At 42.3% G+C, this 12,112-nt stretch carries 9 protein-coding genes; 6 read left to right on the top strand and 3 right to left on the bottom strand.

The genetic code is table 11. The features are described 5' to 3' along the window. The first annotated feature begins 181 nt into the window (after nucleotides 1-181). From EJP82_RS16390 to EJP82_RS16375, 4 genes are all read left to right on the top strand, one after another. Entirely contained in the window at nucleotides 182-5,254 is a 5,073-nt protein-coding gene (locus tag EJP82_RS16390; protein WP_127193152.1) for an AAA family ATPase, read from the top strand. 14 nt (nucleotides 5,255-5,268) lie between these two features. Further along, the gene (locus EJP82_RS16385; RefSeq protein ID WP_127193151.1) at nucleotides 5,269-5,922 is read left to right on the top strand and encodes a response regulator transcription factor; all 654 of its coding nucleotides are present in this window, start codon (nucleotides 5,269-5,271) and stop codon (nucleotides 5,920-5,922) included. 76 nt (nucleotides 5,923-5,998) lie between these two features. Further along, on the top strand, nucleotides 5,999-6,817 hold the full coding sequence (locus tag EJP82_RS16380; protein WP_127193150.1) for an alpha/beta fold hydrolase: 819 nt from the start codon (nucleotides 5,999-6,001) through the stop codon (nucleotides 6,815-6,817). Between the two features lie 52 nt (nucleotides 6,818-6,869). Beyond that, on the top strand, nucleotides 6,870-8,408 hold the full coding sequence (locus tag EJP82_RS16375) for a DL-endopeptidase inhibitor IseA family protein (protein ID WP_170220210.1): 1,539 nt from the start codon (nucleotides 6,870-6,872) through the stop codon (nucleotides 8,406-8,408). Nucleotides 8,409-8,441: 33 nt separating this feature from the next. Here EJP82_RS16375 and EJP82_RS16370 read toward each other — a convergent pair whose 3' ends face one another. The 3 genes from EJP82_RS16370 to EJP82_RS16360 form a co-directional block, all read right to left on the bottom strand. Continuing rightward, nucleotides 8,442-8,630, bottom strand: a complete 189-nt coding sequence (locus EJP82_RS16370) for a hypothetical protein (RefSeq protein WP_127193148.1) — start codon at nucleotides 8,628-8,630, stop codon at nucleotides 8,442-8,444. Nucleotides 8,631-8,758: 128 nt separating this feature from the next. Beyond that, a complete protein-coding gene (locus tag EJP82_RS16365; RefSeq protein WP_127193147.1) occupies nucleotides 8,759-9,154 on the bottom strand; it encodes a type II toxin-antitoxin system death-on-curing family toxin in 396 nt (131 codons plus the stop codon). Beyond that, entirely contained in the window at nucleotides 9,151-9,414 is a 264-nt protein-coding gene (locus EJP82_RS16360) for an AbrB/MazE/SpoVT family DNA-binding domain-containing protein (RefSeq protein WP_127193146.1), read from the bottom strand. The genes EJP82_RS16365 and EJP82_RS16360 overlap by 4 nt, the downstream gene beginning before the upstream one ends. Before the next feature lie 219 nt (nucleotides 9,415-9,633). On the opposite strand from EJP82_RS16360, the gene EJP82_RS16355 reads away from it, so the two are divergent. Together EJP82_RS16355 and EJP82_RS16350 are read left to right on the top strand one after the other, a co-directional pair. Then, nucleotides 9,634-10,110 carry a DsrE/DsrF/DrsH-like family protein gene (locus EJP82_RS16355; RefSeq protein WP_127193145.1) on the top strand — a complete coding sequence of 159 codons (477 nt, stop codon included), beginning with the start codon at nucleotides 9,634-9,636 and terminating at the stop codon, nucleotides 10,108-10,110. A 67-nt stretch (nucleotides 10,111-10,177) separates the two neighbouring features. After that, a complete protein-coding gene (locus tag EJP82_RS16350; protein WP_127193144.1) occupies nucleotides 10,178-11,677 on the top strand; it encodes an aminotransferase class V-fold PLP-dependent enzyme in 1,500 nt (499 codons plus the stop codon). Nucleotides 11,678-12,112: the final 435 nt, after the last annotated feature.

Raw genomic sequence — 12,112 nt, 5'->3', positions numbered from 1 at the left:
TTTTCTTAATTTTTGGACCTATGCTTTAACTTAATGACATTAACCTTCGAGGAGGTCTTTTTTATTATTTTGAAAGAAAGACAAGGTAAGATACGGCAATAGTAACTCTAATGTTATAATAGGTACAATTAACCTATACAGATCTAAATGTACATATTGTCTTATACAGGGAGTGCAACTTATGTTCGAAATGACAGGGTACCGAACTTTGGAGTTAATAGGTAATAACATAGATATGCAACTATACAGGTTGGTGCGTCATGAGGACGGGCTGAACGTTATCGCCAAGACGACATGTGATGAATACCCGGGGCCAGTCATGGTTGATGCTTTCCGTTACGAATATGACATACTTACAAAATTGGGTGGCCGAGGTGCAATAGAGGCATATAGCCTGGAGATTATAAAGGATCGACCAATCCTGCTCTTACGGGATACTGGGGGCAATACGCTCCATCAGATATTACGTAAACATAAGAATATATTTGAGCTTCCGTTACAACTTCGCATTGCTTCATCCATAGCCGATTGTCTTATGCAAATTCACCAAGAGAACATTACGCTAAATGAAGTAACCCCAGCTCATCTGATGGTTAATCTCGATACATATGAAGTGAAATTGATTGATATCCGCATGTGTTCAACCGACATAGATAAGAGTCCGCTAGCCGTGTCAAATGGTCGGCCGGATGCTGTGCTCCCTTACATATCCCCTGAACAGACGGGCAGAACAGGAATGATACCCAATTACCGTTCTGACTTCTATTCACTAGGGGTTATTTTATATGAATGGCTGTCGGGGAGTCTGCCTTTCGAGCTTCAAGACGTAGTAGATATCGTATATCGTCATTTGGCTGATACGCCCCAGCCTCTACATTATCGGGATCCTTCTATCCCTGAATCTATCTCTGAAATTGTTGAAAAATGTATGGAGAAGAACCCAAACAAGAGGTATGCTAGCGCGTTTGGGATTAAATCGGATCTGGAAGAAGGGTTAGCAAGACTCCAGTCCTCAGGTCGATTCGAGTCCTTTATACTCGCAAGCCGGGATATTCCAGAGTATTGGACTGTCCCTCCCCAATTCTACGGAAGGCACTCCGAACAACAAAGTTTGCTTGGAGCACTACAGCGGGTATCGAACGGATCTGTAGAGACGGTCTGGGTCAGTGGGAACGTTGGAATAGGGAAGACGACCTTCATAAAGGAAACTATTCGAAAAGTTGTCCCTTTCCCAGAATTCTTCGCTATGGGCAAATTCGATCCATATCATTCCTCGATTCCATATGATATATGGAATCAAGTGATTGGAGATCTGGTTAACCAACTGCTGATGGAAACTAAGTTACAAGCGGAAGTTTGGAGGCTGCGTATTCTGAAGGCCGTAGATGGCTACGGGCAATTGCTAATCGATTTGGTTCCTAGGTTGGAATTGCTGATTGGCCAACAACCTCCCGTACAGCAATTACCTCCTAAGGAAGCTCAGCGTCGAGTTCATTTGATCATGAACCGATTTATCCAACTATTTTCTCAACGTGATCGCCCTTTGGTTTTGTTGCTTGATAATGTGCAGTGGGCGGATGAAGCATCGCTTCAATATCTTACTTATCTGCTAGAGGACAGAGCAACAGAACATCTGCTTATTGTATTGGCTTATCGAGATAGAGAGATTCCTATGCTACATCCGCTCTGCCATTTGGAAAGTTCTCTTATGGAAAGCAGCATAATAATGAATAGAATTTCGCTGAAGGCACTTGAACTAGCTGATATCAAGCAACTTCTAAGTGATGCTATGCATCACGATGTTGCTGATAAGGCTACGGATGAGTTGGCGGTGGTATTGCTTCATAAGACGGATGGGAACCCGTTCTTTCTGAGCGAGTTTCTTCAGGATCTAATGAACGATAAGCAAATAACCTTAGAACCATCAAGCAGGTGCTGGCAATGGGATTTACAGCTCATTGCGGAAATGAACATACCTGATAATGTGGCCGGATATTTATCAGATAAATTACAGCTATTTCCGTACGAGATAGTCTATGTACTTGGCAGGGCTGCATTTCTGGGCAGCCAGTTTGATCTGCTTACACTCTTCGCGATCACCGAACTTCCCATAGAGGAATTGTCAGAGGTGATGGAAATTGCAGTGCAAGAGCGTTTGGTACAGCCGGTTAGCGGCGATGGTAGTGGTAATCTATATCAATTCCAGCATAATCGCATCCAGCAGGCAGCCTATGCCCTTGTTCTTGAGGATGAGCGTCCGACCTTACATTTGAGGATCGGCTCCTTATTAGTCGATCGCTTGAAATCTGGCGATGGAGTAACGGTATTCGAAACGGTTAACCATTTGAATCAGGCTTTGGAAAATATAGATGGTTTCGAACAAAGGATAGAATTGGCGAAGTTGAATTTGCAGGCGGGTTTGAAGGCAAAGCAATCGACTGCTTACGAAACGTCATTGAGATATTTACGCCATGCTACAGCACTGTTGGATGACGATTGTTGGGATAAAAACTATACGTTGGCGTTCCGATCTTTCCGGGAACGGGCGGAAGTGGAGTATTTATGCTCTCACTTTAAGACGACAAATGAGTTATTTGATCTGTTGATCAGCAAGGCGACAACCCATTTGGACAAGGCGCTCGTTTATACTATGAAAATTCAATTGGAGTCATCCGATGATAATTATAAGGAAGTCATTTCCTTAGGCCATACAACATTGCAATTATTGAATGTACTTCACAATTTTGAGCCAAGTTCGCTCGAATTGACTCTCCAATGGCTGCGGTTAAGTCGTAAGATTCGGAAGCATAAGATTGGAATGCTGAATAATTTGCCAACGATGACCGATGAAGCTCGCAAAGTAGCTATGTCTGCATTGGTACATACAAGCAACGCCTGCTTTTTTATAAACAAGAAGGGCTGGCTCGCTTCCGTTTTCACCATGGTCGAAATAACACTGGACTACGGCATGACGCCTGAAGCTTCAATCGGGTTTATAGGATATGCTATGTTTCAGTATTATCATTTTCGTCATGATGAGGAAGCTTTTAAGTGGGGCATGCTTGCGTGTAACATATCGAAACCATATCCAACACTTTATGTGAAGACGCTTTCTTCACTTGCCTTGTGTCACGATAGTTGGCGACGATATGACCACACGATGCTTGAAACGTTTACCGAGCATGCCGGCAAAGTGGGATTGGAATCTGGAGATTTGTGGCATGGGAATCAGAGCGTGCTGATTAATTGTGCTTCGCTCCTGCAATTCGGTCATCCGCTCGGGCAGATTTATGAACGGTTAATTGCGCATTCGGGCTACCTCCTTAGACAAAATAATAGCCTGCATTGGAAGCAAGCGACAGTTATTGCCGCTCTTCTCACCCGCTTGACGGGATACCGCTCACCAGATGACCCATTTGAGGCAACAGATATTAATTGGGGGGAATTTGCTGAATCGGTTCATGGAGATGAGTTTCATATGATTGAAGAACTTGTCTGCTCTCTGCAATATGTACCCGGTTATTTGTTCGGTCAGTACCACGATGCGAATGCGGCTTTGATGAAGGCGGCTGCCATTTTGGAGTCGCGTGGTGACAACATCGAGAATGTAGCTCAATACACGTATGAGTCTTTAGTCTGGGCCCAACTTTATGAAGAAGCTACAGCCCAGAAACAAAACGAATATTGGGTCAACCTACGCAAGTGTCTAAAAAAAATGAAGCAGTTCGCCAAGCGGTGCCCAGAGAATTATCAGCACAAATATTTAATGATCAAAGCTGAAATGGCCAGGTTGAAGGGGAAGAATCGCCAAGCTGAAGAGTTATACGAACAATCAATTGAGGCTGCACATAAATATGGTCTAATCCATGACTTAGCAATGATCGCAGAGTGCTACGGTAGATATGGTCTTAACCAAGGCAAGCTACAGCTAGCAAAGATCTATATGACTGAAGCGTATGAAGCCTATATCAAGTGGGGTGCGATGGCGAAAGCGGTGGATATGGAACACAAATATGGCCATCTTCTGCACGTGAGTAAAGGGTCGGACTTGGAGAAAGTAGATTATCTCTCTGTTGTTATGTCCATACAAGCGTTAACAGAAGAGATGGAGATGAGCCGTTTGTTGGACACGCTGATGCGTATTATGCTTCACAATGCGGGTGCAGACTCCGGAGCGATCATTTTCGACCATGACGGTAAATGGGTTGTTGAAGCTTACGGAACATCAGAGGAGCAACATATCAAGTCAGTCCAGATTGAGGACGAGTCAGATTTGGTTCCAGCGGCCATTATCGGATATGCGGCAAGAACGAGAGAGGAAGTCGTGCTGCATGATGCGGCCAAAGAAGGGATATTTGTCCGAAACTCGTATGTAAGGAACAAGGCATTGAAATCAGTTCTCTGCCTGCCGATTATGCATCAGAATAAGTTAATTTGTTTGCTCTATTTGGAGAATAATCTGTCAGCGGGCGTATTCACTCCAGAGCGGTTGGATGTGTTGAAGATGCTCGGCTCTCAATGTGCTATCTCCATTGCAAATGCCCAGCTATACTCGGGGATACAGTATCTTAAAGATAGCTTGGAGGATCAAGTTGAAGAAAGGACTCGCAGATTAGAGCAATCGATGCGTGAGACAACCTTGGCTCTGGCGGAAGTCTCCGTGTATGAGGAGAGAAATCGTATCGCTGAAGAAATTCATGATATTGTCGGGCACACGCTCACATCGACGATTCTTCAGATCGAAGCGGGGAAAAGGCTACTTTACAAAGATACGGAGGGCGCTTCGATACGGCTGAAAGAGGCGCAGGATCTTATTCGACACAGTCTGAATGAAATCCGTGGTTCTGTTCATTTGTTGAAAGAGGACAAGTATGCCGATCTCGGAGGTATGTTGATTCAGCTTATTCGAGATGCGGAGCGGAATACGGGAGTTGTCATCCATACGGCTATTCGTGATTTGCCCGAGTTGACGACAGCCCATAAGAAGACGATCTATCATGCGCTGCAGGAAGGCTTGACCAATGGGATGAGGCACGGAGGGAGTAGGGAATTCCATTTCAAGCTGGGGATTGTCGAGTCGAATTTGCAATTTAGACTAGAAGATCGTGGAATTGGTACGAGCAATATTACGATGGGATTTGGATTGAAATCGATGAAAGAGCGTGCTGAACAGCTGGGCGGTAGCTTATCTATCGACTCCGGGCCTAACCAAGGCCTTTTGTTGACGATGGATCTGCCGTACCCGATGCGATGAATTGGGGATAGAAAATGGATAAGATAACGATTGTGATCGCTGACGATCAGATGTTGACCCGGGAAGGACTCAGAACTATTTTGGATTTGGAAGATGATTTTGAGGTGATAGGCTTAGCTAAGAATGGACAAGAGGCTTGCGAAATGGTGGAATCGCTACATCCTGATCTGGTACTGCTAGATATTCAGATGCCAGTTATGGACGGAATTAGTGCGTTGAAGCGAATTAAACGGAGCTGTCCTGATATATTCATCTTGATTTTGACTACCTTTATAGATGCAGATTACATAATAGAAGGAATGGCGTATGGCGCTAGTGGATATATGCTGAAGGATATGGACGGGGATAAAATGATTGCTTCGATCCGCGACACAGTATCAGGCCAGTTTATTCTTCCAGCTGCAGTGGCGGCCAAATTGGCGGCAAGGCTGAATAGATTTACGGAAGATTATGAAGACTTACCAACATCCAGATTGGAACACATCAAGCTGACAGAGCGGGAAGAGGAATTGGCACAGCTTATAATCAAAGGATTGAACAATCGTGAAATTGCGGATGCGCTGCATATTGCCGAAGGTACAGCTCGTAACTATATTAGCAATCTGTATGGAAAATTGGAGGTCGTTGACCGGGCGCAAGCGATCATTCGGCTTCATGCTATTATGTGATTTTGTAGAAGCTATTAATAGGATGCAAACATTTATAGTATAATTTTGGTAGAACATCAATAGAAGGGAAGATCATATGCCTTATTGTAAAGTTGCAAACGCCGATATTTACTATGAAGATCTGGGAACAGGTATCCCGATTATTATGATACATGGATTTTCTCCTGATCATAGACTAATGAGCGCATGCATGGAACCTATCTTTAGCGATCGAAATGGATGGAGAAGAATCTATATTGACCTTCCAGGAATGGGGATGACAAGGGATTATGACGATATCCACAATGCGGATGAAATGCTGGATGCCGTGTTGTCACTTATTGAATCTTTGATTAAGGATCAAACCTACTTGCTTATAGGCGAATCATATGGTGGTTACTTGGCTAGGGGGATCCTGGCGAAACAAAAGGAAAGGGTGGGAGGTGCTGCATTTATTTGTCCAGTCATTTTACCCCATCACGAGGACAGAATAGTACCTAATCATGCTGTATTACATAGAGATAACGGGTTCCTTGCCACATTAACAGAGGAAGAAGTCACAGATTTTAGCTCTAATCAAGTGGTTCTTGATGAGTATAATTGGTGCAGATATAAAAATGAGGTTTTGGCCGGATGTCAAATTGCAGATGATCATTTTTTGGCTATAATCAAGAAACAATATGGATTTTCATTTCGCATAGACCAGATGGAATTTGAGAAACCGAGTATTTTTTTATTAGGCAAACAAGATTCTGTAGTGGGTTATAAAGATGCCTTTGAAATATTAGAAAAGTTCCCAAGAGGAACATTTGCTGTATTAGATAGAGCAGGGCATAATTTGCAAATAGAGCAGGCACAAGTCTTTAATTCACTAATTAGCGAGTGGTTGGACAGAGTTGAAAGCTATCATGTATAGATGGAGAATGCCTATATAATAGTTGTCGATAAGTGTCTGGGGGATGGAAATAATGAAGAAACTTATAGTTATGTTGGTTATCGTTTGTTTAATGCTTACGGCATGTAAGGACAAAGAGGTAGTTTCCCAACAAGAAACTCTAGAAGATTCGCAAACGACCCAATTAGAGCATAATAATTCTGCAGTGCAAATTCCCGTAATAACTGAAGCTGATGTGCTTACTATTCGCAAGAAGGCGAATCAAGTAGAGAACGATATCTTCGTGTCATCTGATTCTTGGAGCTGTAGTGAAAATGATGAAGGGAAGATAGCTATCCTGCATGAACCAGACACCCAATTTGATATCTATTATATGTGTGAGAAGTTTAATACGAAGGACAAGATTATAAACTATCTTACAACCGCACTTACTGTAATGAATGCGCAAGAACAGATTCGTTCAAGAACGGATAGTGGACTATTTGCTGAAATTAATGGGGCAATGGGTATAGCACCTTGGGAGGGAGTAGACGGAACGGATTGGAACACGGCAAAGGTGATCGATTTTGCTATAGGAGATCAGAGCGTGGATGCAGTAATACAGGTTTTTGATGCGGCTGATGATTCCTACGATACATATGAAGGACATTATATTTATGAGAATGGTTGGAAGGAAGATACTTTCAATTTCATGACTACAGACGAGGATACGAACGTTGACAGAGAAGAACTCGTTTCGATTGATACATTAAAAGGAACTGTCAAGGTACCAAGAGGATTATTGAGTTTTTTAAATGATTTGGATGATGACAAAAATAATAGTCTTATTCAAATATTAAGCAAGGATATGGATGAAGATGGGAATATAGAGTATGTTGTAAGTTTTGGCCCGGATAAGGAAATATATGATACAAACTATGTGATCCGTGACACGCAGTCTAATTACCAACTGTTGAAACCTGGAATAGAATCTGGGGGCTATTATATCTATGATATTAACCTGATTAATCTAGAGAGCTCTAGACAAAGTTATATCTATACCGGCATTACAAATGGTGCTTTCCTTGAAGGCGCAGGGGTTTATGGCATTAGTGATAGCGAGGTCAATCAACTCTATTATGGAGCCTCAGCTACGGGGTCGGGAGAGGATCTATTAGAGGATGGTAGCAACGATGGCGTGTTCGATAAGGCTGTCGCATATAGACATTTCTCGCGTTTTGAGAGGATAAGTACGAGCAATTGGAATGGTCAAAGCTTTGACGAGCCTGTTGATTCGTATAAGAATGATGAGAGCGGATTTGTCTATCCGAAGAGTACTGAGGATTTAATCGAAACTTATATTGAAGCTGTATTTTTGGGTGCAAAGGAAGAAACTGACCAAATGACATCCCCCGAGATGGTTAGTGATTTTGATATCCTATCGGTGTTTGAAGATACTAGTGAGTTTTACTACTTTATGGCCTTTGATGACGTTGAATACAAGGTAATAATGGCTGATAAAGAAACTAAAATAATGACCATGACTAAAGAAAATGTGGTCGTGCAGTTTACGCTCATTTTTGATGGCGGGGATCAACAGTGGAAAATATCTTCTATTGAGGGGGCATCATAACAAGGTAATTAACGGAAAAGGGTGCCTATTCTTTTATTTAGGACGGCGTTTGGTCAAGCGAATATACATGAAAATCGCAGCGATTATCATACCAAACATACCGATGCTACTAGCTGATTCAGGCGTCATCCCAAATAGAATGCAAAGGTTAGTAACCAAACCTCTCGTAAGCAGCGCGACTATAATTAGCATTAGTGGACGCATAATGTTGTAACCTCTCATCTCCAACAACACTCCTATCTATTCTCTCGAATTGTGACCTTTGTTTAATCTAATAGATGCTATTATATCACAAGTAGTAACCGCATACATTTCTTAATTGAGCTGTTCAATTCATAAAAATCATTCTATTAACCCTTAATTGAGTGGGCTCGAATGGTAGTAACAAGCTGTTTGAAAGAGTACTTATGATTTACCATGTCCACTGTGAAATCTTCTGCAGTTTTCTGCTCCATTTTAAAGAGGAATCCATTATATCTAAGAAAAATAACGAGCGCCGTAAAAGCTGTTCTTTTATTAGCATTATGAAATGGATGGTTTTGGCCTAGAGATTCAAACAATGCTGCCGCCTTTTCATAGATCGATGGATAGGCATCTTTTTCAAATGCCGAAGACTGAGGTCGCATTATAGCCGATTCAAGCAGACTGGAGCTTTTTACGCCAATCTGCTCTCCCTCACTATATCTCTGTATCATGGCAAAGTTAATCGCAATAGTTTCTTGAATGGACAAGTAACGTATTTTCATCTGTCTTTTAATCCTTTCAAGGTTTGGTCGTATTCACTAAGTACTTCAGATAGATTTTCAAAAAAATCAGCACTGATCCCATCGGGTAATGATACTTTATTGGCCTTTTTGATTACAATTTCTCCACTGCCAGGATTAACTTCAATTTGAACAGCGTCACCTTGTTCAAGACCGATTTCTTTTAATGCATCTGTCATTGTGATTCCGAGGCTATTTCCGAACTTTGTTACTTTCCGCTCCATTTGACTCACCTTACCCATCCTTATTATCCTCCTTAATTATACTATTCAACTGTTATAACAATTATACATGAATTATTCGGATTGGGATTACCTTTGGGTCAAAATATATTATGTAGTGCTGTGGACACGGTTGGGTGTCCATTTTTGTTTGCTCACAATTGTCACAGGACTCTGCTATAAATTTTCCCCTCATGGTAAACAATAACAGCAAACTATGATATAGGAGGACGTATCAGTATGACCAAAACAATGGATCTCATTATGTTCAGTGGGGAATATGACAAGGCGATGGCTGCGCTCATTTTAGCGAATACGGCTCGGGAGATGGATGTGGAAGTGAATATATTCTTTGCGTTCTGGGGATTATCTTTGATTCGTGATCCAGAGAGTATGTCTAACGATGATAAAACTTTGTACGAAAAAATGTTTTCATTCATTTCGCCCAAAGGTCCTGAGGATCTACCCTTATCCAAAATGAACTGGGCCGGTGTAGGCAAGCGAATTCTATTGGATATGATGGACGACGATCACGCACCACGATTGATTGATTTTCTTAAGGGTGCTCGAAAAAAACAAGTTAATTTCTATGCATGCAAACTGTCCGTGGAAGTCATGGGGTTTAAGCAGGAGGAATTTCTCCCTGAAGTTAAGATTGTTGAAGCTAAAGATTTTCTCAAGGGCGCTCTTGAATCTAATATACAGATGTTTATTTGACCCGCATTAACCCAATTCTTTCACTGGGCATACATTAGAGTAGCGATATGTCGGGGGGAGAACACCATTGCTTCAAGCGCGAATTGGAAGTGAGTCCTACTGTGTCAGTGGATTGGAGACGTACTTCTATCCTTTTAGAAAACAAATGATCGGAATCGATCAGACTTTCATGACGGCATATGGTAAAAAGGGGATACTGTATGCCGACTGGATGGCTAGCGGTCGACTTTTTCGGCCCATTGAGAACAAACTTACAGATGTGTATGGGCCATTTGTTGCCAATACGCATACGGAATCGAATGTGACGGGAACGACCATGACTCTGGCTTATAAGCATGCACGGGATATTATTAAGAGTCATGTTCATGCGGATGAATGTGACGTATTGCTAACAGGTGGTTCAGGAATGACGGCGATGGTGAATAAGCTGCAGCGTTTACTTGGGCTAAAAGTACCTAACCATTTGCGAGAAAAACTTCTATTGCCTGAAGAGGAACGTCCGATCATTTTTGTGACGCATATGGAGCATCACTCGAATCAATTATCATGGATGGAAACGATCGGTGATGTGGTTATTGTTGAACCGGACCAGCAGGGCTTAGTAGATCCTGAGCAACTTGAACGGAAGCTCCGGGATTATCAGAATCGTAAGTTCAAGATCGGTGCGTTCACTGCATGCTCTAATGTGACAGGTGTTCAAACTCCCTATCATGCACTTTCTCGGAAAATGCACGAATACGGAGGACTATGTTTTATCGATTTTTCTGCATCTGCGCCATATGTCGACATTAATATGCATCCTGCTCATCCGCTGGAGAAGCTGGATGCTATTTATTTTTCCCCGCATAAATTTTTGGGCGGGCCTGGCGCTAGTGGCGTTCTAATCGTTGATTCAAGATTGATCTCAAGTCCAGTTCCTGACCATCCTGGAGGAGGAACCGTACTTTGGAGTAACCCATGGGGCGGTAAACGTTATAACTGGGATATGGAATCGCGTGAGGATGGGGGTACTCCGGGTTTTCTACAGACGATTAGAACTGCACTATGTATTACATTAAAAGAAAAAATGGGTACGCAGCAAATGCAGCATAGAGAGTGGGAGATGCTCGACATTCTTCTACCCAAGCTGGGAAGAATCCACGGCCTGCATGTGCTCGACGGACATATTAGCGAACGAAAGGGCATTGTTTCTTTTTATCTGGAGAATATTCATTATAATTTGATGGTCCGTCTACTTAATGATCGGTACGGCATTCAAACAAGGGGAGGCTGTTCCTGCGCAGGAACATTTGGGCACTATTTATTTAACTTGAATCAGACCGTGTCCAAACAAATTACGGATACCATTGATACAGGGGATTTGTCGTATAAACCCGGCTGGGTACGTATTTCGCTTCATCCTATTATGACAAACAGTGAGATAGAGTACATCATTCACGCGATCAGAGATATTATGCAGAATATTGAAGAATATAGGAAGGACTACGTCTATCACCCGGGTAATAATGAATTCCATCATGTGAAGTCGGTGTCCAATCCGCCGATTGAGCAATGGTTCTCATGGTAGGAGTGTTTTGAGTGGATGCTCCGTGAATGGAACGTTCCTTCAATCGCTACGGTCTCCAAATTTCTGGATTGAAACCGTGTAACGGTTGAAATTAGGAGACCAAGCGTATGCTTCCGAAGTAGCTTTCCAAAGGAAAGCTTTTAGGCGACCGCTAACGCTTTTCCGAAATCGTTCCATCCTCTACGCTACTTCGAACATGAATTGTCACAATTTTACATATAAAACAATGCAAAGAAGTCGCCTCTTTCTGTAGAATGGAAGTAACATCGCCATTCCAAAAGGGGCGACTTCTTTGTACATTTAATAGACTATGGAGTATTTCCCTGCCAATCGATTTGGAAGATGATTCATCAGAACCACCTTGTTTATTACATGAGGTTGAGAAGTCGGAGATTTAAGATTACTTATTCTGGATGAATCCTATGAAACGATAAT

The sequence above is a fragment of the Paenibacillus anaericanus genome (assembly GCF_003994475.1).
GTDB lineage: Bacteria > Bacillota > Bacilli > Paenibacillales > Paenibacillaceae > Fontibacillus > Fontibacillus anaericanus.
The sequence above is the reverse complement of the archived record's forward strand: the minus strand, read 5'-3'. Positions and strand labels throughout refer to the sequence as shown.